At 67.7% G+C, this 24,698-nt stretch carries 18 protein-coding genes; 11 read left to right on the top strand and 7 right to left on the bottom strand.

The window, feature by feature from the left end; genetic code table 11:
- Positions 1-200 precede the first annotated feature (200 nt).
- The gene (locus A5780_RS35360; RefSeq protein ID WP_064906587.1) at positions 201-842 is read left to right on the top strand and encodes a hypothetical protein; all 642 of its coding nucleotides are present in this window, start codon (positions 201-203) and stop codon (positions 840-842) included.
- A 48-nt stretch (positions 843-890) separates the two neighbouring features.
- Here A5780_RS35360 and recR read toward each other — a convergent pair whose 3' ends face one another.
- Together recR and A5780_RS35370 are read right to left on the bottom strand one after the other, a co-directional pair.
- Positions 891-1,499 (bottom strand): recombination mediator RecR, encoded by a 609-nt coding sequence (gene recR / locus A5780_RS35365; protein WP_030516496.1) that lies wholly within the window; start codon positions 1,497-1,499, stop codon positions 891-893.
- A 21-nt stretch (positions 1,500-1,520) separates the two neighbouring features.
- A complete protein-coding gene (locus A5780_RS35370) occupies positions 1,521-1,859 on the bottom strand; it encodes a YbaB/EbfC family nucleoid-associated protein (protein WP_081879613.1) in 339 nt (112 codons plus the stop codon).
- A 170-nt stretch (positions 1,860-2,029) separates the two neighbouring features.
- Here A5780_RS35370 and A5780_RS35375 point away from each other — a divergent pair, with 170 nt between their 5' ends.
- The 3 genes from A5780_RS35375 (at position 2,030) to A5780_RS35385 (ending at position 3,914) form a co-directional block, all read left to right on the top strand.
- Positions 2,030-2,635, top strand: a complete 606-nt coding sequence (locus A5780_RS35375) for a hypothetical protein (protein ID WP_063010997.1) — start codon at positions 2,030-2,032, stop codon at positions 2,633-2,635.
- Between the two features lie 41 nt (positions 2,636-2,676).
- Positions 2,677-3,498, top strand: a complete 822-nt coding sequence (locus A5780_RS35380) for a MerR family transcriptional regulator (protein ID WP_064911202.1) — start codon at positions 2,677-2,679, stop codon at positions 3,496-3,498.
- Positions 3,499-3,560: 62 nt separating this feature from the next.
- The gene (locus tag A5780_RS35385; protein WP_064911221.1) at positions 3,561-3,914 is read left to right on the top strand and encodes a VOC family protein; all 354 of its coding nucleotides are present in this window, start codon (positions 3,561-3,563) and stop codon (positions 3,912-3,914) included.
- Between the two features lie 30 nt (positions 3,915-3,944).
- Here A5780_RS35385 and A5780_RS35390 read toward each other — a convergent pair whose 3' ends face one another.
- Complete coding sequence (locus A5780_RS35390; RefSeq protein ID WP_030516501.1) at positions 3,945-4,379, bottom strand: SRPBCC family protein; 435 nt, start codon at positions 4,377-4,379, stop codon at positions 3,945-3,947.
- Positions 4,380-4,511: 132 nt separating this feature from the next.
- On the opposite strand from A5780_RS35390, the gene A5780_RS35395 reads away from it, so the two are divergent.
- The 3 genes from A5780_RS35395 to A5780_RS35405 all read left to right on the top strand — a co-directional run bounded on the left by A5780_RS35395 (position 4,512) and on the right by A5780_RS35405 (position 8,356).
- Positions 4,512-5,135, top strand: a complete 624-nt coding sequence (locus A5780_RS35395; protein ID WP_064911203.1) for a hypothetical protein — start codon at positions 4,512-4,514, stop codon at positions 5,133-5,135.
- A gap of 453 nt (positions 5,136-5,588) precedes the next feature.
- A complete protein-coding gene (locus A5780_RS35400) occupies positions 5,589-7,040 on the top strand; it encodes an FAD-binding oxidoreductase (RefSeq protein ID WP_064911204.1) in 1,452 nt (483 codons plus the stop codon).
- Positions 7,037-8,356 (top strand): class I SAM-dependent methyltransferase, encoded by a 1,320-nt coding sequence (locus A5780_RS35405; RefSeq protein ID WP_064911205.1) that lies wholly within the window; start codon positions 7,037-7,039, stop codon positions 8,354-8,356. Before A5780_RS35400 ends, A5780_RS35405 begins: the two co-directional genes overlap by 4 nt.
- Positions 8,357-8,420: 64 nt before the next feature.
- Here A5780_RS35405 and A5780_RS35410 read toward each other — a convergent pair whose 3' ends face one another.
- The 4 genes from A5780_RS35410 to A5780_RS43320 form a co-directional block, all read right to left on the bottom strand.
- Positions 8,421-12,005: a serine/threonine-protein kinase gene (locus A5780_RS35410; protein WP_064911206.1), complete on the bottom strand. Its 3,585-nt coding sequence runs from the start codon at positions 12,003-12,005 to the stop codon at positions 8,421-8,423.
- A 198-nt stretch (positions 12,006-12,203) separates the two neighbouring features.
- Positions 12,204-14,366, bottom strand: a complete 2,163-nt coding sequence (locus tag A5780_RS35415; protein WP_063010985.1) for a 3-hydroxyacyl-CoA dehydrogenase NAD-binding domain-containing protein — start codon at positions 14,364-14,366, stop codon at positions 12,204-12,206.
- Between the two features lie 38 nt (positions 14,367-14,404).
- Positions 14,405-15,616 (bottom strand): acetyl-CoA C-acetyltransferase, encoded by a 1,212-nt coding sequence (locus A5780_RS35420; protein ID WP_063010983.1) that lies wholly within the window; start codon positions 15,614-15,616, stop codon positions 14,405-14,407.
- A gap of 299 nt (positions 15,617-15,915) precedes the next feature.
- Positions 15,916-18,972, bottom strand: coding sequence for a DNA polymerase III subunit gamma and tau (locus A5780_RS43320; RefSeq protein ID WP_082976907.1), 3,057 nt, complete (start codon positions 18,970-18,972; stop codon positions 15,916-15,918).
- 435 nt (positions 18,973-19,407) lie between these two features.
- On the opposite strand from A5780_RS43320, the gene A5780_RS35430 reads away from it, so the two are divergent.
- From A5780_RS35430 to A5780_RS35445, 4 genes are all read left to right on the top strand, one after another.
- Positions 19,408-20,250, top strand: a complete 843-nt coding sequence (locus tag A5780_RS35430; RefSeq protein WP_231983199.1) for a hypothetical protein — start codon at positions 19,408-19,410, stop codon at positions 20,248-20,250.
- A gap of 93 nt (positions 20,251-20,343) precedes the next feature.
- On the top strand, positions 20,344-21,654 hold the full coding sequence (locus A5780_RS35435; RefSeq protein ID WP_063011062.1) for an ammonium transporter: 1,311 nt from the start codon (positions 20,344-20,346) through the stop codon (positions 21,652-21,654).
- 89 nt (positions 21,655-21,743) lie between these two features.
- Positions 21,744-24,005 (top strand): MMPL family transporter, encoded by a 2,262-nt coding sequence (locus tag A5780_RS35440; protein WP_064911208.1) that lies wholly within the window; start codon positions 21,744-21,746, stop codon positions 24,003-24,005.
- Positions 24,002-24,688, top strand: a complete 687-nt coding sequence (locus tag A5780_RS35445; RefSeq protein WP_064911209.1) for a TetR/AcrR family transcriptional regulator — start codon at positions 24,002-24,004, stop codon at positions 24,686-24,688. The genes A5780_RS35440 and A5780_RS35445 overlap by 4 nt, the downstream gene beginning before the upstream one ends.
- Positions 24,689-24,698: the final 10 nt, after the last annotated feature.

Consider the following 24,698-nt stretch of genomic DNA (forward strand, 5'->3'; position numbering starts at 1 on the left):
GCGTTTCTCCGAGGTGTGGGTGGGTGTCCCAAGTATTGGGGTCGACCGGCACAGCTGAAACCCCGCGACGGGAGCCGGTCCGATTCAGACCCCGTCGCGGCGGCCGAGGAGGAGTGCCCGCTGCATGATGTCGGCCAGTTTACAGGTCGGGCCGCGGCGTGGAAAAGGAGCCTCGCCACACCGCCACGTAGCCTGGCCGGATGAGTTACGACCACGTGCTGCTTCCCGCGGGCATCGCCACCTCGCCCGATGCGGTGGAGACCTACCTGGCCGCGCAGCAGGGACGGCCGCAGACCGAGACCGTGGCGGCGATCGCGGCCGAGGTGAACCGGCGCAACGACGCCCTGCCGGAGGAAGAGGCGTTCCTCAGTGTCGCCACGGGCGGCGAGGGCACCGGCGGCGCGCTGTACGTCGCCGCCCGCTACGACGCCATCGGCCACGTGCGTAACCTCCTGTTCGAGCTCGCGACCCCGCGTGACTACGCGCTCTACGATCCGCAACTGAACTGGCTGATCGATCCGACCGATCGCATCGACGTCACCGTCACCCACGGCGGTGCGGGTGAGTTCCCCTATCTGACCGAGCGCCTCGCGCATCAGTGGATCACCGAACTCGGGGAACCGAATCCGTATCTGATCGTGGAGCGCGCCGACCACGTCTATATCCAGACCTATCGCGACGAGCCCGGCCTGTACACGCTGGAATACCGTGACGGCGGTCCCGATCGGCATTTCGCGGTCCGGTTGGAGGACGGCGAGCAGGTGGCCGCACTCGTCTGGGACTGGACCACCGGAGACCGGAGCCGTCTCGACGCGATCGGCTGGGAGGCGGTGACGTTCTGATCGGCGACGTTCCGATCGGTGACGTTCCGATCGGAGCTCACCCCGAGTTCAGAGCGTTCGGCGTCCCGACAGCGCGCGGCCCAAGGTCAGTTCGTCGGCGAATTCCAGGTCGCCGCCCATCGGCAGGCCGGAGGCGAGCCGGGTAACCGACAGGCCCGGGAAATCCCGCAGCATGCGCACCAGATAGGTGGCCGTCGCCTCGCCCTCGGTATTGGGATCGGTGGCGATGATCACCTCGGTGACATCGACACCGTCCTCCTGATTTCCGATGCGCGCCAACAGTTCTCGAATGCGTAGCTGGTCCGGGCCGACCCCCGAGAGCGGGTCCAGCGCACCGCCGAGCACGTGGTAGCGGCCGCGGAACTCGCGGGTGCGCTCGATGGCCTGGACGTCCTTGGGCTCCTCGACGACGCAGATCATGGTCCGGTCCCGGCGCGGGTCGGCGCAGATGCGGCACAGTTCGCCGTCGGAGACGGTGCCGCAGACCGCGCAGAACCGCACACCGTCGCGCACCTTCTGCAGTGCCGACTGCAGCCGGTCGATCTCCGGCGGCTCGACCGACAGCAGATGGAAGGCGATGCGCTGCGCGCTCTTGGGACCGACTCCGGGCAGTTTGCCCAGCTCGTCGATCAGATCCTGGACCGGACCCTCATACACGGATATGTCCTATCGGGCCGCTCAGAACGGCAGGCCGGGCATGGAACCGCCGCCCATGCCACCGGCGAGCGGGCCCAATTTCTCGGCGGCGAGCTGCTGCGCGTTGGCCATCGCGTTGTTGACCGCGCCGACGATCAGATCCTGCAGCGTCTCCACGTCCTCGGGGTCGACCACCTTCGGATCGATCTGCAGCGACTGCACCTCGCCGCTGGCCTTGATCGTCACCTTCACCAGACCGCCGCCGGCCTCACCCGCCACATCGGTCGCGGCGATTTCGGCCTGCGCGGCCATCACCGCCTGCTGCATCTGCTGCGCCTGTGCGAGCAGTGCCTGCATATCGAGCTGTCCACCAGGCTCCACGGTGATGTCCTCTCTGCGGGATGCGGATGTGCACCAGCGTAGTCACGTTCGGATCCAGCCCGGTACCGGCCCGGCCGGGCACCTTTACCATCGGAACCGGGCCGGGAGTCGGCACACGGGTCGGGCCAATCCGGTGGAGGCCGGTCATGTATCGGGACCAAGATCAACATATGTCTTCCGCACTCGCGCACACCACATCCGCACATCCGGCGCGCCGCGCCCGGCGGAGTTCGGCACTGACGACCGTCGTCGCGCTCGCCGTGCTGGGCGTCGGCTCCGCCGTCCTGGCGCCGGCCGCCTCGGCGGATACCGATTACGGTGGTGGCTGCGTTCTCTACACCGACAATCCGGCGGCGACGGTCGACGCGCTGCACAACCACTGTTCGGCCGAACAGCAGGATCAGATCTTCCGGGACGCACCCCGTGGCGATGTGCCGACCGGGGTGACCAACGGCTGGGTGACCCGCCCGCCGGTGATGGAGGCGGTGGCGCCGCCGTTCTGGATCGGCAAGAACTTCTACACCGGACCCGACGGCGGAACCCTGACCAACCGGATCACCGGGGCCGGGGTCGAAGGTTTCCCCGCCGACGTCTATTCCGGGCCCGCGCGGTTGGACGGCCAACCGGCCTGGCTTCTGGACTACACCCCCTCGATCACGCCCCAGATCCTCGACGAGATTCGCCAGGTGACCCCCGGCGTCTGGTTCGGTTACTCCTGGTGGCGAGGGTTTTTCCAGACCACGCTGCTGCTGACCTTCGCCCTCACCGAGCAGTAGGGCTTGACTCTCCCGTTGCTGGAGGGTGTTCGCTTGTCCACATGGCCGCGACAGTCTCCATAGGCGAGTTCTCCCGCCTCACCTATCTCAGCGTGAAAACGCTGCGGTACTACCACGAGATCGAGTTGCTCGAGCCGGCATCGGTCGATCCCGGCTCGGGGTATCGGCGGTATTCGACCGCGCAGGTGGAACAGGCACACCTGATTCGGCGCCTGCGCGATCTGGATATGCCCATGCCGCAGATCCGCGCGGTCCTCGCGGCGCCGGATCGTGCCGCCCGCGATGCCGCGCTGGCCGCACATCTGGAGCGAATGGAAGCGGAGTTGCTGCGGACGCGTGATGTGGTGGCCTCGCTGCGGGCGCTGCTGTCCCCCGGTGCGCCGATCGACGTGCAGTACCGCCTGGTTCCGGAGTTCGCCGCGGTGACGATTCGCGCACTGGTGTCGCGGGAGGAGATCGGCGACTGGTGCGGGGCGGTCTTCCCCCGGCTGTTCGAACTGCTCGCAGGGGCGGGGGTGTCCCCGGCCGGCCCGAGCGGGGCGACGTACTCGGCGGACTTCTTCGAGAACGAGATCGGCGAGGTGGTGGCGTTCGCGCCGCTGGCGGCGGATCCGGGCGCCGCCTTCGACCAGTACCGCGAGGTCGCGGTGCGGCGATTTCCGCAGCGCCGCTTCGCGATTGCGGTGCACGCCGGAGCGTTCACCGACTTCGACCGCACCTACGGCGCGCTGGGTTCGCATGTGGCCGAACACGACACCGCGCTGGCGGAACCGATCCGCGAAATCTACGTGGTCGGCCCGCAGGACTGCGCGGACCCGGCCGCGCAGCGCACCGAGGTCTGCTGGCCGATCGCACCGGCGTGATCGGGCAGACGCCGCACGCTCCCCCGCATATTCACGAATTACCCACGAAGAGAGGATATTTCATGTCGATCAGTCTGGCCGCCGTCACCTTCGACTGCCGTGACGCCGCCGCCTTGGCGAACTTCTACGCACAGTTGCTGGAGCGTCAGGTGGACGCCGACGCCAACGAATATTTCGCCTCGATCGGCCGCGGTGACGACCGCGGCCCGGGGCTGATGTTCATCCAGGTCCCCGACAAGACCCCGGGCAAGAACGTAGTCCACCTGGATCTGAGCGCACCGGACTGGCGCGCTCAGATCGAGCGGGCGGTCTCGCTGGGCGCGAAACATATCGGCGACTTCGACGAATACGGCGTGCAGTGGGTCACCCTCGCCGACCCCGAGGGCAACCTGTTCGACATCGCCCACCAGCACTGAGCCGCTGGGCCGCAGCGAAGCGGAGGCGGACTAGCTCAACTCGCGCTTCAGGTTTTCCAGAACCTCGGCCTGGATCTTCTTCAGGCCGAGCGGGGCGAAGATGCCCTCGAAGAAGCCGGCGACCCCGCCCGCACCCTTCCAGCTGGTGCGGACCGTCACCAGCGAACCCTCACCCGAGGGAGTGACGGTCCAGGTGGTGACCATCGTGGAATTCGAATCCCGTTCGGTCACCATCGAATCGGAGACCGAGACGACCGCGTGGACGTTGCGGGAGCGCTTCTGCGTCGCCTGCAGCGTCCATTCGGCGACGGTTCCGGCGCCCTTTCCGCCTTCGAGCACCTTGTAGTCGTGGTAGTGCGAAGACAGGATGCGGGGCCGCACATCCTGATAGTCCGCGATCGCTTCCAGCGCACGCTGCGGTTCCGCAGCGACGACGGTCGAGCTGGATGCACTGACCTGTCCCACAATGAGCTCCTATGCGATCCGGGGTCGTTCGGGTTTATTCGGGCCGTTCTGCGGGGCTATGCTACGCCGCGTCCGGTGCAGTTCCGGACCGGCAGACGCGGTTTCGCTCTGCCCACAGCTACGCCCGGGGGGATGAGGTTGTCGAACGCCGCGATCGGCGCGCGCCGTGTCAAGAATGTGCTCAAGTGGATCGGCGTGATGGTCGTCGGCATCGTCATGATCGTCGGCGCCGTCACGATGCTGAACAGCCACGGCAATGTCGACTGCGGGGGTGAAACCATGCGGTCGGGGGACCAGTGCGTCCAGGTCGACAAACACGGTCACCGCACCACCCGCTCGATGGACGAACAGGCATCGGACAACACCCGCACCGGCTGGCTGCTGCTCGGCTTCGGCGTGTTGATGATCGTCGGCGGTGGCGCGTTCCTGGTCGGAGAGCTGCGCCGCTCGGGCGGCTCGGGCGCGAAGACCGGCATGCAAGTGGTCCCGAATCCGGCCGCCGTCCCCGCCTATCCGGTGACCCATGCCTCGCCCGGTGGAGGCGGCTATCCCGCGCCCGGTCACGCCGCCGGAACCGGCTACCCGCCACCGTCGCCGGGCTATCCGCCGCACCCCGGGTCGGCCCGCTACCCGGAATACCCTTCTGCCACACCGCATTTCGCACCGACCGGGCCGGCAGCGAGCTATCCGCCGGCGCCGCCCGGTTATCCGCCGGCCGCCCCGGACGGAGCCCGTCCCGCCTATCCGACGCGCTGAGTTCCTTCCGGCGCATGCCGCCCCGTCCGTCGCGTCGCGCTCTGCCCACTGCACCGAGCTCTATCCGCAGCATCGCATTCCCCGGCCTCCCGCACTGCCCGGAACTCCCCGCAGCGCGATAGCGATCGGGCATCGCACGGTCCGCGACTATCGACGCTCGAATACGGCGCGGCGGACCATCGATCGCAGGTTTTCGGCCCCAGCCTTCGACCCGGAACCGGAACGCTCGTTCCGGGACCGGCGAGAAATTTCGATTGCTTCGTCACAAGCCCGCAGGCAGCGTACGGCGGTACGATTCCGCCCGGAAATATGTCCGCGAGCTGGGTGGATGACTCAGGAGTGGGAACCGGGCCCGTGATCGAACGCAATGCAACATATGCGTGAAGAATCGCGCCCATAGGTACCCTCGCGGTGGCCGGGGGAAACCGGGAGCGATAGCGTCAGGGGGTGGCAGTGAGTCTGTTGGGGAAGGCCGGCCGCGCGCCGGCCGCACGCGAATCAGGTTTTGCCGCGCACCGAGAAGGTGTCGAGCGTCTGCTCGCCAGCTATCGTGCGATTCCTTCGGATGCCAACGTGCGGTTGGCGAAAAAGACGTCGAACTTGTTTCGCGCCCGGGCGAAGAACCCCGCACCCGGACTGGATGTTTCGGGTCTGAACCGGGTGATCGCTGTCGACCCCCAGGCGAAGACCGCCGATGTGGCCGGCATGACCACCTATGAGGATCTGGTCGCCGCCACCCTGCCGTACGGCCTGGCGCCCTTGGTGGTTCCGCAGTTGAAGACGATCACGCTGGGTGGCGCGGTCACCGGCCTGGGAATCGAATCGACGTCCTTCCGCAATGGTCTGCCACACGAATCCGTACTCGAGATCGATGTGCTGACCGGTGCGGGCGAGATCATCACCGCCACCCCGGACGGCGAATACGCCGACCTTTTCCGCGGGTTCCCGAATTCCTATGGCACGCTGGGTTATTCGACGCGCCTGAAGATCGAGCTGGAATCGGTGCAGCCGTATGTGGCACTGCGCCACGTCCGTTTCCACGATCTGCGCGAACTCGAAGCCGTGATGGCGCAGATCGTCACCGACCGCAGCTACGACGGCGAGCGGGTCGACTATCTCGACGGCGCGGTATTCACCGCCGAGGAAAGCTATCTCGTCCTCGGCCGCCAGACCGACGAACCCGGCCCGGTCAGCGACTACACCGGGATGGATATCTACTACCAGTCCCTGCGGCACGACAGCGCCGAGCCCAAACGCGACCGGCTGACCATCCACGACTATCTGTGGCGCTGGGACACCGACTGGTTCTGGTGCTCACGGGCATTCGGCACCCAGAATCCGAAGATCCGCCGGTTCTGGCCGAAGCGGTATCGCCGTTCGAGCTTCTACTGGAAGCTGATCGCGCTCGACCACAAATACGACATCGGCGACAAGCTCCAGGCACGCAAGGGAAATCCGCCGCAGGAGCGCGTGGTGCAGGATATCGAGGTGCCGATCGAGCGCACCGCCGAATTCCTGCACTGGTTCCTGCGCGAAATTCCGATCGAACCGCTGTGGCTGTGCCCGCTCCGGCTGCGCGACAGTGCGGAAGTGCCGGGAAAACCCGAGGACCCGTCGCGTCCGTGGCCGCTGTATCCGCTGGAACCGGATCGCACCTACGTCAATGTCGGTTTCTGGTCGGCGGTGCCGAAGCAGCCCGGGCAGATCGAGGGTGCGGCCAATCGCGCGATCGAGGACGAGGTCGCCCGCCTGGACGGCCACAAGTCCCTCTACTCGGATTCCTACTACGCAGAAGACGATTTCGCGCGCCTCTACGGAGGCGATCACTACGCGAATCTGAAGAAACGATACGACCCCGATCATCGTTTGCTGGATTTGTATTCGAAGGCGGTGCAACGCAAGTGACGACATTCAAGGATTCCCAGCTGCCCCCGTTCTCGGAGCTGGGAACGAAACTCAGCATTGCCGAAATCTTCGAGACGCTCGTCGACGGCGACGTCCCGATCCGGTTCTCCGCCTACGACGGAAGCAGCACCGGACCCGACGATTCGAAGTTCAGCCTCGAGATCACGACCCCGCGCGGTATCAACTACATCGCTACCGCACCGGGCGATCTCGGCATGGCGCGGGCCTACATCTCCGGCGATATGGCGGTCGACGGCGTCCACCCGGGTGACCCGTACGACATCCTGAAGGCGATGACCGACCTGAAGTTCCGGCGCCCGTCGGCGCTGGCACTGGTCACCATCGCGCGCTCGCTGGGCTGGGACGCCCTCAAGCCGATCGCGCCGCCGCCGCAGGAAACGCTGCCGCGCTGGCGGCGCATCGCGCTGGAAGGCCTGCGGCATTCGAAGAACCGCGACGCCGAGGTGATCCACCATCACTACGACGTGTCGAACCGGTTCTACGAGCTGGTCCTCGGCCCCTCGATGACCTACACCTGCGCCTGCTACGCCGACGAGAACCAGACTCTCGAAGAGGCCCAGGAGAACAAGTACCGCCTGGTGTTCGAGAAGCTGCGGTTGAAGGAGGGCGATCGACTCCTCGATATCGGCTGCGGCTGGGGTGGCATGGTCCGCTACGCGGCCCGGCGCGGAGTCAAGGTCATCGGCGCCACCCTGTCCAAGGAACAGGCCGAGTGGGCGCAGGCCAAGATCGCCGAGGAGGGTCTGCAGGAACTGGCCGAGGTCCGCCACAGCGATTACCGCGACATCAGCGAAACCGGTTTCGACGCGCTGTCGTCGATCGGTCTCACCGAGCACATCGGGGTGCAGAACTACCCGAGCTATTTCGGCTTCATCAAGAGCAAGCTGCGCGACGGCGGCCTGTTCCTGAACCACTGCATCACCCGCCCCGACAACACCCGCACGACGAAGGCCGGCGACTTCATCGACCGCTACGTCTTCCCGGACGGCGAGTTGATCGGTTCGGGCCGCATCATCACCGATATCCAGAACATCGGGCTCGAGGTGGTGCACGAGGAGAATCTGCGCCCGCACTACGCGCTGACCCTGCACGAATGGTGCAAGAACCTGGTCGCGAACTGGGACGAGTGCGTCGCGGAGGTCGGTGAGGGCACCGCCAAGGTGTGGGGCCTGTACATGGCGGGCTCCCAGCTGGGCTTCGAGCGCAACGTGGTGCAGCTGCACCAGGTGCTCGGGATGAAGCTCGGCGACAAGCAGACCTGGGACGTGCCGCTGCGCCCCTGGTGGAACGCCTGATTCGGCGCGAAATATGTTGCCAGCGGGCCGGATTCGTGGCGACGAATCCGGCCCGTCGGCGTTCTCAGCGCAGCAGTGCGTTCAGGAACGGCCGCGGAATATCGAACGATCCGGTGCCCTCCCCGGCGAGCAGCATGTCGTCACGCAGTGAATGCAGCAGATAGCTCAATTCCGGGCCGGCGTCGAGAAGTGGTCTGGTCCAGCCCAATCGGGCACAGCGGTCCAGCGCCGGCAGCAGTGAGGTGATCGCCTCACCGTTCCAGCCGGCGACCGACAGGCATTCGACCAGCAGTAGCGCGGCATCCAATTCCGCACGGGGACGGTTTTGTTCGACCATCCGGCCGTAGAGCGCGCGCGCCCGTTTCACCGCCGATTCGAGGCCCTCGGCCGCCACGTTCGCCCCGTCCAGACCGCGATAGTGCCGGGCCAGCAGCACGCGCACGGCCGCGACCTCCTCGGCCTCCGCGGTGAGGGCGACCGTACCGGCGGATTGGCGCAGCACCGGAGCGGGCGGCTCCGGCCCCGCGGGCGGCTCGACGAGGCCCAACCGCAGCCGTTCCGCCCGGATATGGGCGGCCATGCGCGGAAGTTTGCGTTCGGCCGCCATCCGCGCACCCTCGTCGAGCCGGGCTCGCGCGGTTTCGGTATCGCCGAGCACCGCTTTGACCCGCGCACCGACCACGAACGTGGTGATCATGAAATCCACCGCACCGATCCGCGCCGGCAACTGGTGGCTCTGCTCGAGCAGCCGATCCGCAGCCTCCAGATCACCGCGCCGATACCTCAGCTCCCCCAGCAGCGCCGCCGCCACCCGCACGGCATGCGAACGCGGCCCCGAGCGCTCCCGGCCGATCTGCCAGGCCTTCTCGAAACACCGTGTAGCGGTGTCGATATCGAGCTTCTCGTAGGCCACCGCGCCGGTATTGAGCAGACCCAGCACCACCCCGAGCGGATCCTTGGACCTGCTGTGATAGGGCGCGGCCCAGTCCTGGATGGCCAGCGCGCCGTCGAAATCGAAGTCGCACAGCCGCACGAACGACACCAGATTCGCGGCGGTGGACACCGTCCACGGCGGCAGCTCGTCGGGCTCCTCCAGACACGGCAGCACCTTCTCGAGCACACCGTCGGTGCGGTCGCGGGCCACCAGGTCGGCGGCCGACAGCACCGCGGCCTCACAGCGCTGCCGGGTGGCATCGGCATCGGAGGGCGAACTGCGGGCGAGCATATTCGACAGCCGTCCCAGCGCCGTGCGGGCCGCTCCGGACTGTTGCAGATTGATATTGGCGCGCGCCAGCGTCATCAGCAGCTTCGACCGCGAAGTCACCTGCTGCACAGGTAGTTTCGACACCGTGCCGAGCAGGGTCGCCAGGCGCGAGGTGTCGATCAGGTCCATGCCGCCGTTCTCGACCAGATCCACCGCCATCTTCAGATCGGTGGCGGCCAGGGCGTGATCGACCGACTTGCGCAGTTGCTGATGTTCGGCGTACCAGCGAGATGCCTTGCGGTGCAACGATTTCAATTTTCCGGGATGAACCCGGTCGAGCCGGGCACGCAACTGCTCGGCGAACAGCGGCTGGATCCGGAACCAGCCCGGGTCGTGTTCGACGCGGGTGACGAACAGCTCGCGCTGTTGCGCCTGTTCCAGCAGTTGCTCGGCATCGGGTTCACCGCTGAGGGCCGCGGCCAGCCCGCCGTTGAGCTTCTCCGCGACCGAGATCGACATCAGGAATTCGAGCATGCGCGGCTCGAGCCCCGCCAGCACGTTCTCGGCCAGATACTCCCGGATGGCGTGGTTTCCGCCGGATAGATGGGCGATCAGCTGCGCCGGATCCACGGGCGCGCCCGTGGTGGCTCCGCGCAGCGACAAGCTGACCAGCTGGATCGCCGCCGGCCACCCGTCGGTGGCGGCGTGGATCTGTTCGACCTGTTCGTCGGTGAGCGGAAACTTGTTGCGCTCCAGCAAGATCTGCCGGGTCTCGGTGAGAGTCAGCCGCAGTTCGTGGCTGCCGATCTCGACCAGCTCGTCGCATACCCGCATCCGGCTCAGCGGCAGACCGGACTGCTCGCGGGTGGTGATCACGAAGCGCAGATGGTGACATCCGTTCTCCAGCAACGCATCCATCACCTGATGCGCGCCCTCGTCGGAGACCCGATCCCAGTTCTCCACCACCACCACGACGACCTGCCCGCCGCTGTGGATCTCGTCGATCAGGGTGGAGATCGCATAAGGCACCGCCTCCGCGGGGCGCTCCTCGAGCACCTCCGCCAGCCCGGAACCGATATCCGGCGCCACTCGCCGGATGGCCTGGATCAGATGGGCCAGCAGCCACACCTCGTTGTCGTCGTCGTGATCGATCCCGATCCACGCCACCGCGATGCCGTCGGCGGTGAGTTCGGAGCGCCACTGGGCGGCGATCGTACTTTTCCCGAAGCCCGCCGGTCCGTGGATCACGGCGAGCCGGCGGCGGCCACCCGTGCGCAGGATATCGAGCAGCCGCGGCCGGGGAATCGGCTCGCGGGCCGGGGTCGGCGGACGGAATTTCGTTGCGGCCGTGGGCGGTAGCGTCGCGGGCGGGGCGAGGGCGGGCGCCCCCGGAGCGCGCAGCGCGGGCAGGCCCAGGACCGCGCGGCTGCGACGCGAGGTGATCGGGCGGGGCGGCGCCTCGGTGGCGGCGGTGCGGCCGTCGGTCGTTTCGCCGTCGAGCAGAGCCATCTCGTCGGCCGATTCGCCGTGCGCGATCTGCACCGCGCGCATCTCCTGCCCGAACTCCAGGGCGGAGGCCGGGCGATCGGCCGGATCCTGGGCCATGGCCTGTTCGATCACGCCCGCCACATCGGCTGGAATGTCCTGTTCGCGCAGATCCGGGACCGGCTGAGTGGTGATCCGCAGGAATTGGGCGACCACGCGCTCGCCGGAGCGGCGTTCGAAGGCGGCGTGCCCGGTCAGCAGCGCGAACAGGGTTGCGCCCAAACCGTACACATCCGACCTAACGGTCGGTTCCTCACCCTTGAGCACCTCGGGTGCGGTGAAGGCCGGTGATCCCGTGATCATGCTGGTCGAGGTCTGGAAACCACCCGGAATGCGCGCGATGCCGAAATCTGTGAGCTGTGGTTCGCCGTAGCGGCTCAGCAGCACGTTCGCCGGTTTCACATCCCGATGCAGGACGTGCACACGATGTGCGCTCTCGATCGCGCCCGCGAGTTTCACACCGACCCGCAGCGAATCCGACCAGCTCAGCGGGCCGTGATCGCGGATCAGCTGTTCCAGCGAGCCGTGCGCGGCGAACGGCATGACGATGAACGGCAGGCCGCTGGGCGTGACGTCGACCTGCAGGACGTCGACGATATTCGGATGGCCCGACAGCCGGCCCATGGCATGTTCCTCGCGCAGGAACCGCTCCCGGCTCTCCTCGTCGATCTCCGAGGACAGCACCTTGACCGCCACCACGCGATCCAGCGCCCGCTGCGCACAGCGATAGACCACCCCGAAACCGCCGCGCCCGATCTCCTGGGCATCGAACAACCCCATCGCCTCGAGTTCGTCGGCGATGCGAATCGGTTGGTAGCGCTGGGTATTCGCCCCCGCGGCTGCCTCCGAGTCCGCCGCGGGATCGTCGTCGCTGCGGACCTTGCCCGTCTGTGGATTCATCTGGCCACCTCGAACGTTCCGCCCTCATTCCAACGTAGCGCGGTCGGTGCGCATCCGGACACAGTTCCGCCCGCTTCGATTCGCGACCGTTTCCATCGGCAGCGGACACGCGGGTGAAGGCGACGAGACAGCACACGGCCCGGATCACGCGAAAACGTGATCCGGGCCGTCGCAGAGCATCTCGGCGTGGCGAGAACCTTACTTGCGCAGCGAGTCCGGCACCTGGAAGCGCTCACCGAACTTCGCGGCCAGCTCGTCGGCACGGGCGATGAAGCCCTCCGTGCCACCGGGGTAGCCGACGATGAACTGGTGCACACCACCGGTCCAGGCCGGGTAGCCGATACCGAAGATCGAGCCGATGTTCGCGTCGGCGGTGCTGGTCAGCACGCCCTCGTCGAAGCACTTCTGGGTCTCGATGGCCTCGATGAACAGCATGCGGTCCTTCAGATCCTGCAGCGTGACGCCCTCGGGCAGCTCACGCTTGGAGTTGAAGGCGTCGCGCAGGCCCTCCCACAGACCGGCGGTCTTGCCGTCGGCGTAGTTGTAGAAGCCCGCACCGTGCAGCTTGCCCTTGCGATCGAACTTGTCGATCATGGTCTCGACCACGCGGCCCGAGGCCAGCGAAGCGGCGGAGATCGCGATGCCGTCCTTCTCGGCGGCCTCCTTGGTCTCCTTGAAGATCTTCTGCATGGTCTCGAAGTTGAGCTCGTCGCTCAGCTTCAGCGGCGCGGCCGGGTAGCCCGCCTGCAGACCGGCCTGCTCGATGGTCTGCGGGTCGATGTTCTCCTCGAGCATCATGATGGCCTCGTTGATGAACGTGCCGATGACGCGAGAGGTGAAGAAGCCGCGGCTGTCGTTGACCACGATCGGGGTCTTGCGGATCGCGAGGGTGTAGTCGTACACCCGGGCCAGCGCCTCGTCGGAGGTCTTCTCGCCACGGATGATCTCCACCAGCGGCATCTTGTCGACCGGGGAGAAGAAGTGGATGCCGATGAAGTCCTCGGCCCGCTTCACACCGTTGGCCAGCAGGGTGATCGGCAGGGTGGAGGTGTTGGAGCCCAGCAGCGCGTCCGCGTCGACGACGTCCTCGATCTCCTGGAAGACCTTGGCCTTCAGGTCGGGGTTCTCGAACACGGCCTCGATCACGAAGTCCACACCGGCCAGATCCTGGGGATCGGCGGTCGGGTGGATGCGATCCAGCAGCGCCTTGGACTTCTCCTCGGTGGTCTTGCCACGCGAGAGCGCCTTCTCCTCGAGCTTCACCGAGTACTGCTTGCCGCGGTCGGCGTTCTCCTGGGAGACGTCCTTCAGCACGACCTCGTAGCCGGCCTTGGCCGAGACGTAGGCGATGCCCGCGCCCATCATGCCGGCGCCGAGCACGCCGATCTTCTTGATCTCACGCTTGGGCACGTCCTTCGGACGCGAACCGCCGTTGTTGATCGCCTGCAGGTCGAAGAAGAACGCCTGGATCATGTTCTTCGCGACCGGGCCGGTCAGCAGCGAGACGAAGTAGCGCGACTCGATCAGCGACGCGTTGTCGAAGTCGACCTGCGCGCCCTCGACCGCGGCGGCCATGATGGCCCGCGGCGCCGGCATGTTCTGGCCCTTGAGCTGCTTGCGCAGGTTGGCCGGGAAGGCCGGCAGGTTGGCGGCCAGTGCCGGGCTCGACGGCGAGCCGCCGGGGATCTTGAAGCCCTTGCGGTCCCACGGCTGGGTGGCGGCCTCGGCGTTGTCCTTGTTGGCCTTGATCCACGCCTTGGCGGCCGGGACGAGCTCCTCGACGCTGCCGACGACCTCGTTGATCAGGCCCTTTGCCTTGGCCTTCTGCGCGGTGAACTTGTTGCCCTGCAGCAGCACGCTCATCAGGCCGTCGGCGATGCCGAGCATGCGGGTGATGCGGGTGACACCGCCACCGGCCGGGAGCAGGCCGAGCGAGACCTCGGGCAGACCGATCTGCACGCCCTTGACGTCGGCGGCGATGCGGTAGTGCGTGGCCAGCGCGATCTCCAAGCCACCGCCGAGCGCGGCGCCGTTGATGGCGGCCACGACCGGCTTGCCCAGGGTCTCGAGGCGACGCAGGTCGGCCTTGATGCTGGTGAGTTCTTCCATGATGTCCGGAGCGTTCTCCGGAGTGGTCTTCATCATGTTCTTGAGGTCACCGCCGGCGAAGAAGGTCTTCTTCGCGGAGGTGATGACGACACCGCTGATGTCGTCGACCTCGGCGACCAGGCGGTCCACCGTGGCGTGCATCGAGCTCTTGTAGAGCTCGTTCATCGTGTTGGCGCCCTGGTTCGGGTCGTCCATGGTCAGCACGACGATGCCGTCGGCGTCCTTTTCCCAGCCGATCATGTTCTCTGTCATAGTTTTTCGTTCTCCTGGAGAATGTGAAGGGTTGGGCGTCAGACGCGCTCGATGATGGTGGCCACACCCATGCCGCCGCCGATGCACAGGGTCACCAGGGCGTAGCGGGCGTTGCGGCGCTCCAGCTCGTCGACCATGGTGCCGGTGATCATCGCGCCGGTGGCGCCCAGCGGGTGGCCCATCGCGATGGCGCCGCCGTTGACGTTCAGCTTCTCGTCCGGGATCTTCAGATCCTTCTGGAACTTCAGCGCCACCGAGGCGAAGGCCTCGTTGATCTCGAACAGGTCGATGTCCTCGACCGACAGACCGGCCTTGGCCAGCGCCTTGTGCGCCGCCGGGGTCGGGCCGGTGAGCATGATGGTGGCGTCGGCGCCGCTGGTGGCGGTGGCGACGATGCGGGCGCGCGGGGTCAGACCCGAAGCGGCACCGGCCTCCTCGGTGCCGACCAGCACCAGCGCGGCGCCGTCGACGATGCCCGAGCTGTTACCGCCGTGGTGCACGTGGTCGATCTGCTCGATGTAGTGGAACTTCTGCAGCGCGACGGCGTCGAAGCCACCCATTTCGCCGATGCCCGCGAAGGACGGCTTCAGCTTGGCGAGATCCTCGACGGTGGTGCCGGGACGCATGTGCTCGTCCTGGTCGAGCACGGTCAGGCCGTTGATGTCCTTGACCGGCACGACGGACTTGGCGAAGTAGCCGCCGGACCACGCCTGCGCGGCGAGTTCCTGCGAGCGCACGGCGAACTTGTCGACGTCCTCGCGGGTGAAGCCCTCGATGGTGGCGATCAGGTCGGCGCCGATGCCCTGGGGCGCGATGTAGAGGTCGTAGCTGGTGGCCGGGTCGGCGAACAGCGCACCGCCGTCGGAGCCCATCGGGACGCGCGACATCGACTCGACACCACCGGCGAGGACCAGGTCCTCGAAGCCGGAGCGCACCTTCTGCGCGGCCATGTTCACGGCCTCGAGACCGGAGGCGCAGAAGCGGTTGATCTGCACACCGCCGACCGTGTCGGGCAGGCCCGCGGTCAGCACGGTGGTGCGGGCGATGTCGGCACCCTGGTCGCCGATCGGCGACACGACACCCAGGATGATGTCCGAGATGCGATCCTCGTCGAGGTTCGGGAAGCGGTTGCGCAGCTCCTGGACCAGACCGGTCGTCAGATCGATCGGCTTGACCGAGTGCAGCGAGCCCTTCTTGTTGCGGCCGCGCGGGGTGCGGATGGCCTCGAAAATGTAGGCCTCTGTGGTCATATCGGAGTGTTTCCTTCCTTAAAGGTGCCGACCGGCCATCCGACCGACCGTGTTCGATCCCGGCGAGCCCGCAGGCACACCACACCGGCGAACCGGGAGGTCACACACGGTTCCCTCCACAAGTCCGCCGAGCGCATAACGCTGTACAAACGCCGACATGCATCGACCTACGAGGCCCCGGGGCGCCCGTATGCCTGGGCATACCATAGAACCTCGTAGCACCGATGCTGACGACCACCCGTTCATAGTACAGCGGGATGCGAACTCCGGTTAACTTAACGTATTCCGGCAGGTGGCTGTCAACCACCCAGATGTGTGGCACCCAACTCAGTTCGCAGCAACTCCAAGGCCACCTCATCGGGGTCGCGGCGCTGTTCCGGGGGGACCGGCCGCGCCGATTCCGCGAGCATCTCCTGCTCTTCTTCCGGCGTCAACGCAGGTGGGACACCGTCGTAACCTACCGGTGAGTAGTCCGGCGGCCCGGGATCGTCCGGAAGGTCCGGCGCTTCGGGCGGCGGAATATCGTCGTCCGGCGCCGCTCGGTCGGCGGCACCGGCACTGCGCGGCGGGCGGAATTCCCGCCGCTGGCCCTGTCCCTGACTGTCGCGCCGATCGGCCGCGGCGCCCCTGGTGTCGGTCTGACCGCCGCGCGCATCGCCGTCCGCCGGCTGCGCCTGGTTCTGGCTGGGCCGGACGAATCGCGGAGGTTGCTGCTGCCCGGGGTTGCCCCCGCCCGCACCCCGGCCGGCCGGCGGTTCCGCGCCGCCGCGGGCAGAACGCTCCGAGGCCGCACCACCGGCACGCGCCCCACCGGAGTCACCCGACCCGACTTCCCACCGCACGCCGTACTGCCGGCCGATCACCGCGTGCACCGCGGCCCGGACGGCGTCGATGTTCTGCGGGATCGACAGACGCTGCGCGAGCGGAGCATGCGGATGCGCGAACACGATCGTGTCGTCCTCGACGCGGACGGCCCCGACCGCACCCGAGAGCAGCGCCGGCAAGGCCGCACTCGACTCTCGCGCCTTGGCCCGGATATCGGCCCAGGCGGTCTCGATCTCCCGCAGAACGTCCCCACCCGTATCGGCGGGCGAGGCCACCGGTTCCGTGGTCGCATCATCCGCGGCGCGGGCCACCGCCGCGCCCGACGCATCCCGCGCCCCGGGGGCGGCGGGCGCAGCGGATTCGGCGGCGGAAGCTCGGGCAGCACCGGCATCATCGCCGGAAGCGGGGGCGGACTCGGACTCGGCACCGCGGGAATCGGGACCCGCGCCGGCATCCGGACCGTTCGAACCCGCGGCGCTCGTCGGCCGACCGGCCGGAACCGAATCGCGATCGGGCTCGGGCTCGGGCTCGAAGGACCTTTCGGTGGACGCGGCCGAGCCCGAGAGATCTCCTACCTCCGGTCCGTCCGCGACCGAGCCGGAAGCGGCGGCGTTCTGCCGGTCGTGAGCGCCCTCATCGGATTCGGGCGACACCGGGCTTCGGGGGGCAGTGGAGGCCGCGCTACCGGGTTCGGGATGCGACACGTCGAGCGATTCCGGCTGGGCGACGGGATCCGCGGCGGACGGCAGATCGCCGGCGGCCGATTCGGCTGCGGCAACGCCCCGATCGGGAGCGGACTCCACCGCCCCGTCATGTCGCTCGGTATGGGCAACCGACTGTGCGCCGGAGGAAGATCCGGCGTCCGGTCCCGACTCGACGCCCCGATCGGCACTGCCCGCGGTGGGGTCGGAAGCGGTTGTCGCCGTGGCCTTTTCGTCCCCATCCGTACCGGTCGACGCCTGACGGCCGGTTTCACGGTCGGCCGATCCGGCTTCAGCGGTCGCTGTGGAGCCGGGCGCGGAGACCTGCTCACCGGTCGCCGGAACGTCGGCGGCACCGGGTGCGGACCGATCATCCGAGGACGGGCCACCGACCGGGGCCGCACCGTCCGAATCGGCCGAAAGACCTTGGGGCCGTTGTCCTTGCGACTCCTGCTGGGACTGCGACGGCGCCGATGATTGCGGACCGGTCGGCGATTGCGCTCGCTGCGCCGGATGCGGCGCACTCTTCTTCCCCCGCATCGCGGCCAGCGCTTCGGCGCCACGGCGGCGTGGCTCACCGGACGGCCGGCCCGCGCCACCGGAGGACTCCGGCGCGGCGGCGGGAGCAGCGGACGACTGTGGCGCCGCGGCGGGCCCGGCGGCCGGGACACCGCCGGATTCCATCCGCCGTTCCAGCCGTTCCAGTCGCTGCAACGCCGCCGATTCGGCCTCCGAGACCGAGGGCAGCAGCATGCGGGCGCACACCACCTCCAGTAGGAGCCGGGGCGCGGTGGCGCCGCGCATCTCGCCGAGGCCCTCGTGCAGCAGCTCCGCGTAGCGGGCGAGGGTAGCCGGGCCGATCCGGTCGGCCTGGTCCGCCATCCGGTCGATCACATCGCCGGGGCCGGTGACCAAATTGCGCTCGGCGGCATCGGGAACCGCGCGCAGCAGGATCAGGTCGCGGATGCGTTCGAGCAGGTCGGTGGCGAAGCGGCGGGGATCGTGACCGGCCTCCACCACTCGGTCGACGGTGGCGAACAGGGCCGCGCCGTCGTCGGCGGCCAGCGCGTCGACGGCCTCGTCGATCAGCGCGATATCGGTGACGCCGAGCAGCGCCAGCGCACGGGGATAGGTGACACCTTCGGGGCCGGCTCCGGCCAGCAACTGGTCGAGCACACTGAGGCTGTCGCGTGGCGAACCACCGCCGGCCCGAATCACCAGCGGGTAGACCGATTCCTCGACCTGCACCTGTTCCTGCTCGCAGATCTTGCCGAGCAGCCCGCGCATGGTGGCCGGCGGCAGCAGCCGGAAGGGATAGTGATGGGTGCGCGAGCGAATGGTCGGCAGCACCTTGTCCGGCTCGGTGGTGGCGAAGATGAAGATCAGGTGGGCCGGTGGCTCCTCGACGATCTTCAGCAGCGCATTGAATCCGGCCGTGGTGACCATATGCGCCTCGTCCACGATGAAGACGCGGTAGCGCGATTCCGCGGGCGCGTAGAACGCACGATCGCGTAGCTCGCGGGTGTCGTCCACGCCGCCGTGGCTGGCGGCGTCGAGTTCGATCACGTCGAGATTGCCGGGCCCGCCCGGAGCCAGCGCGACGCACGACGGGCACACCCCGCACGGTCGCGAGGTCGGACCCTCGGCGCAGTTCAGCGAGCGCGCCAGAATGCGCGCCGAGGACGTCTTGCCACAACCTCGCGGGCCGGAGAACAGGTAGGCATGACTGATCCGCCCGGTGTCGAGCGCGGTACTCAGCGGATCGGTGACGTGCTCCTGCCCCACTACCTCGGCGAAGGATGCCGGTCGATACTTCCGGTACAGAGCCACGGCCCGAGGGTACCGGCGGACACCGACAGGGAACCATTCGCGCACCCGGTATCCACCCCACCCGCCGAAGCGTTCGGCGGCATGAATAAACTATGATCTACATCACAAGCATTCTTTTCGTCCGATCTCACCGCGGACAACCGACCTGGTCAACAATCGGTTCGCGCCCGGAAATCGGAAACGGTGTGAATGTTCTGCCGATTTCGTCTGCGGGCCGTCGAGTAACGAAAGCTTTCGGACACGCGCCCCGTTTGCGCCCGAAATTATGGACGTAACGATTCCGTCACCCGGTTAGCGCCCGATCCGCTCTGCTGACTACCGTTGATTTCGGCAACTTCGGTAGCCAAACCTTCATCAGGTTGGCGTCCCCGGTCGGTCCCTCATCCCGACCGGGGCACAACAACATCCGGCCCGTTTCGGAGGTAATGACGGGTAATGACGACCGTGCCGTCGTGTGACGACATCGCCGCCGCCTGGCTCTCACATACCGATTTCGCCGGCGACCGGACCGCCACCGATCTGCTCAGCCGCGCCATCAGCCCCCGCGACTTCGCTCGCAACCGCGATTCCCTTCCGGTTTCCGCCGCGGCCGATCCGGTCACCGCGGGCGCCATTCTGGAATTGCTGGGCCGCGGCCAGGTTCCCACCATGCCGGCCATTCACACCCTGATCGCACAGAATCGGATACGCGCCGAGGCCGAACGCATCGAACGGCTGGGCCGGCGCGCGCAGCGCAGTATCGACGAATTCGGCCGCACGCTCGCCGAGCTGACCCAGAACTATTGGCACACCCACGCGACAGGCCCGACCCGCCGCGATATTCTCGCCGCCGAACCGGTGATGACACTGATCCGCGAACGCGTCGGAGATATCGCCCCGAATGCGGTCAAACATTTGTGGCTCATCGAACGGGCGCAGCGCGCGGGGTGGATCGCCTTCGACGCCACGCCGCGTTCGCTGTGCGCGGCCCGGCGCTTCCACTCGGCGAAATACGGCAACCGCGTGTCGCTGCGCCCGGTCAACACCATCGGCACCCTCGTGGCCGAGTTCCTGGACACCTACCGCACCACCCACGGCCGCCCGCCGCGCTGGTCGGTTGTCGCGCACGAGCTGCGCGACGACCGCGGCCGGCGGGTGTTCAACGACACCGCCGACGCCCGCGTCCAGCAGCAGTGGCTCGTCACCGCGCAATGGGTCGCGCTCGAGGACGATCTGCCGGTCCCCGGGGACCGTGGCCGGCGCGCGCTGGCACGGCGGGCTCGCAAGCGCGGGAATTGAATCCGAACGGAAGTACCAGACTCGCTCATCGGCCCGACACGAGGGGTTCGGTAGTTTCTTGCCACGCGAACGCGTGTGGAAAAGGAGTTGTCCGTGCCCCCGACCATCGACCCCGCCGCCACGGCGTGGCTGTTGACCAGCACCGCGCTGGTCCTGCTCATGACGCCCGGCCTGGCGATCTTCTACGGCGGCATGGTGCGCACGACCGGCGTGCTGAACATGCTGATGATGAGCTTCATCTCCATCCCGCTGGTGACCGTGGTGTGGCTGCTGTTCGGTTACACCCTGGCCTTCGGTGACGACGCCGGCGGTGGATTCATCGGCGGGCTGGAACATTTCGCGATGACCGGCATCACCCCGGGCACCGTGCGCAGCGGCGTTCCGGAACTGCTGTACGCGACCTTCGAACTGACCTTCGCGATCCTCACCGTCGCGCTCGTCAGCGGCGCCATCGCCGATCGCGCCAAGTTCTCCGCGTGGATGGTGTTCGTACCGGTGTGGGCGCTGGTGGTGTTCGCTCCGATCGCGCACTGGGTATGGGGCCCGAACGGCTGGCTGGCTTCCTTCGGCGTGCTCGATTTCGCCGGTGGTCTGGTGGTCGAAATCGCTTCCGGCGCTTCGGCTCTCGCCTTGGCGCTGGTATTGGGACCGCGGATCGGGTTCAAGGTGGACGCGATGCGCCCGCACAATCTGCCGTTCGTGTTGCTGGGCGCCGGACTGCTGTGGTTCGGCTGGTTCGGCTTCAACGCCGGATCCGCGTTCAAGGCCGACGGACTGGCCGCCGCGGTCTTCCTGAACACCTTGGTCGCGGGCTGTCTGGGCATGCTCGGCTGGTTGATCGTGGAGCAGATCCGCGACGGCCGCCCGACCACCTTCGGCGCGGCCTCCGGCGCGGTGGCCGGTCTGGTCGCGATCACGCCCTCGTGCGGTTCGGTCAATGCCCTCGGCGCGGTGATCGTGGGCTTGGCGGCCGGTGTGGTCTGCTCCTTCGCGGTCGGCTGGAAATTCAAGGCGGGCTACGACGATTCGCTCGATGTGGTGGGCGTGCACTTCACCGGTGGCGTGGTCGGCACCCTGTTGATCGGCGTGCTGGCGAACCGGGTGATGACCGGCGGGTCGCGCGGGTTGTTCTACGGCGGCGGACTCGCCCAGCTCGGAAAGCAGGCGGTCGGCGTCGTTGTGGTCGCGCTGTGGGCCTTCGGCGTCTCCTATCTGATCGGCAAGGTCATCGATCGCGTGATGGGCTTCCGGGTCAGCAAGGAGGACGAGGTCGGCGGCATCGACTTCGCCCTGCACGCCGAGACCGCCTATGTGGAGGGCGTGCACGGCCACGCCCCGCGCGGGCTGTTCGGTCATCATCCGCACAACGGCGGTGAGCGACCCGCCGGTGACGGGGATCGCTGACACCGATCCCGGCTCTCCTCTTGCGCCCGGCTAGGGTAACGGCGTTACGCTAACACCGTTACCCAATGCCGGCCGCCCGAGGAGCACTCATGCTGACCCGCATCGCACGGCTCGCCACCCGGTACCCGAAACGGGTGCTCTTCGCCGCTCTCGCCCTGGCGCTGCTCTGCGGCGGCTTCGGCGCCACGGTCACCGCCCACCTGCAAGCCGGCGGATTCACCTCCGACAAGGCCGAATCCACCCGCGCGGCACAACTGGTGGCCGACGAGTTCAACGGCGCCCAGCCCAATCTGGTGCTGCTGGTGCACGCCGACGAGGGCGTGGAGTCGGCCGCGGCCCGCTCGGCCGGCGCCGACATCGTCGCCCGGCTCGGCAGTCGCTCCGACACCGTCGGCGTCCGCTCGTATTGGACCAGTCCGCCGCAGCTGGCCGCCGCACTGCGCAGCACCGACGGTAAGAGCGCGTTGGTCATGGCCTATCTCACCGGGGGCGACGACAAGGCCCAGCGCACCGCCGGTGAGATCGCGAGCTCCCTGCCCGTTTCCACGCCGGGTGTCACCGTGCAGTCGGGCGGAATCGCCGCTGTCTACCACGATGTCAACAACCAGGTCACCAAGGATCTGGCGATGGCCGAGGGCATCGCGGTCCCGCTCACCGCGATCGTGCTGATCCTGGTGTTCGGCAGCGTGATCGCGGCCTCGCTGCCGTTGGCGGTCGGGATCTTCGCGATTCTGTGCACGCTCGCGATCCTGCGCAGCTTCACCCTCTTCACCGATGTGTCGATCTACGCGCTGAATATGACCACCGCGCTGGGACTGGCCTTGGCGATCGACTACAGCCTGTTCATCGTCAGCCGATACCGCGAGGAATTGGCCGCGGGGTCGAGCCACGAGGCCGCCGCGGTGCGCGCGGTGCAGACCGCGGGACGCACGGTGTTGTTCTCCGCGCTGACGGTCGCGCTCGCGCTGGCGGTGCTCAGCGTCTTCGACATGTACTTCCTGAAGTCGTTCGCCTATGCCGGGGTCGCGGTGGTGGCGGCCGCGGCGATCGCCTCGATCGTGATTCTGCCCGCGGCGCTGGTGTTGCTCGGGGACCGGATCAATTCCTGGAATCTGCGGGTGGCGATCCGGAAACTGTTCGGCCGCACCGAGCCCGCACCGCGACCGGAGCACGAGTCCGGCTGGTATCGCACGGTCACCTGGGTGATGCGGCGGGCGTTGCCGGTCTCCATCGCGATCATCGCGGTGCTGCTCGCGGTCGGCGCGCCATTCCTCGGGGTGAAATTCGGCTATCCCGACGACCGGGTGCTGCCCGCCGGATCGACCAGCCGCGCGGTCGGCGACGAGTTGCGGGCGGAATTCCCCGCCGTGAACTCCGGAACCGGGACGACGATCGTGCTGCCGGGTGCGCCGAGTGAACCCCAGGCGATCAGCGGCTACGCCACGGCGCTGTCGAAGGTCGACGGCGTGAACGCGGTGCTGTCGAGTAGCGGCGTCTACGTGTCCGGCGCCCGGATGGGCGGTGCCGCGCCGGGGATGGCCGGCGACTCGGGCCAATATCTCACCGTCACATCGACATTCGATCCGTACTCCCAACAGGCGAAGGATCAGCTGCAGGCATTGCGCGATGTGCCCGCGCCCTCGCCGGCGCTGTTCGGCGGTGCCGCGGCGATGAACATGGACTCCCTGCACGCCCTGGGAGAACGGCTGCCGCTGGCGATCGCACTGATCGCACTGGCGACCTTCGTGGTCCTGTTCCTGTTCACCGGCAGCGTGGTGCTCCCGCTGAAGGCCGTGGTGATCAACTCGCTGTCGCTGACCGCGATGTTCGGCATGATGGTGTGGATCTTCCAGGAGGGGCATTTCTCCGGACTGCTCGGCTTCACGCCCACCGGCTTCCTGGTGCCCACCATGCCGATCCTGATGTTCTGCCTGGCCTTCGGGATGTCGATGGACTACGAGGTGTTCCTGCTCTCCCGCATCCGCGAGGCCTGGCTGGCTTCCGACCGCACCGCCGCCGACAACGACCGTTCGGTGGCCATCGGTGTCGCCCGGACCGGTCGCATCGTCACCGCGGCCGCCCTGCTGATGGCGATCGTGCTGGGCGCCATGATCACCGCGAAGGTGTCGTTCATGCAGATGTTCGGTCTCGGTCTCACGATCACCGTGCTGGCCGACGCCACCGTCATCCGCATGCTGCTGGTTCCGGCGCTGATGCGGCTGATGGGCCGCGGAAACTGGTGGGCCCCAGGCCCCTTGGCACGCTGGCACGAGCGGTTCGGTCTCACCGAACATCCCACGCCCGCGACGCCGGAGCGCGCCGCGGAACCGGAACCGGCGGGGCGGCCGTGACACGTTCGAGCCGTCCCCGTTCCGCCCGCGGCTCCGGTACCGAGCTGCGCGCCGAAATCCTCGCCGCGACACGAGAGTTGCTGGCTCGCACCGGCAATGCCGATTCGGTGTCGATCCGTGAGGTCGGCAAGTCGGTGGGCGTCACCGCACCGTCGATCTACCGCCACTTCGCCGACAAGGACGACCTCATCGATGCCGCGGTGGCGGAGGTGTTCGAAGATCTCGACGCGGCCATCGGCGCCGCGAGCGACCCGACCGTCTCGCCCATGTCCCGGATGCGTCAGCAGGGCCTGGCCTATGTGCGCTTCGCCTTGCAGCATCCCGGTCAATACCGAGTCGCCACCGCCGCCTCACCCGGCGAAGGCCCCTCCGCGGTGGACGTGGTGCTGGGTAGTGGTGCGTTCCAACGGTTTTCGCAGACGGTACAGGAGGCGATGGACTCCGGCGTGATCGCGCCCGGCGACCCGATGCCGCTGGTGCTCGAACTCTGGGCCGCCGCCCACGGCATCGCGTCGCTGCTCATCGCCAAACCCCATCTGCCGTGGGGCGACGCCGAAGCCGTCGCCGACCGGGTCATGGCGGCGGCCTGCCTCGGGCATGCGGTCCTGGACGTCATCGGCGGGGAAACGCCGGATCCCGACGAGGGTGCGCGGTGGTTGGCGCAGTTGCGGGAGCGGGGATAGGCCGACCGCT

Origin of the sequence: Nocardia sp. 852002-20019_SCH5090214, from assembly GCF_001665865.1 — a bacterium.
Classification (GTDB): Bacteria; Actinomycetota; Actinomycetes; order Mycobacteriales; family Mycobacteriaceae; genus Nocardia; species Nocardia nova.